General features: G+C 48.3%; 1 protein-coding gene. It reads left to right on the top strand.

Features of this window, described 5'->3' with window-relative positions; all coding sequences use genetic code 11:
• The coding region (locus tag AC1DSE_RS36260; RefSeq protein WP_477529248.1) for a S8 family serine peptidase at nt 1–503 on the top strand (503 nt) is incomplete at both ends.

Raw genomic sequence — 503 nt, 5'->3', positions numbered from 1 at the left:
ATGGAATGTTATTCGAGTAAAAGCACCCGAAGCATGGGCTAGAACACGGGGAAAATCCATTAATGTCGCTATCCTCGACACAGGAATCGCCAATCATCCCGACTTGAATATCGCTGGCGGGATTAACACAATCAACGGCGGTTCTTACGCTGACGATAATGGTCATGGCACCCATGTGGCAGGCATCGTCGCAGCAACGGGTAGAGCAGGCAAATCATTGGGTACCGCTCCTGAGGTGAATTTATATGCAGTTAAAGCGCTGAATGAGGACGGAGAAGGATTTGTTTCGGATATTATTGAGGGTATCCATTGGTGTGTCAAAAACCGCATGAATGTCATAAATATGAGCTTTGGCGTGCTCGGCTCAGAAAGCAGCGATACGCTGCACAACGCAATAAAACGAGCAGCGAAGCAAGGCATCGTCATCGTTGCATCAGCCGGCAATGAAGGTCGTTCAAACGGAGCAATTGATGAACCGGCATCTTTTAAAGAGACGATAGCGG

Source organism: Paenibacillus sp. 01L418 (assembly GCF_056400045.1).
Note: the sequence above shows the minus strand (reverse complement) of the source record. Positions and strands in the feature narration are given on the sequence as shown.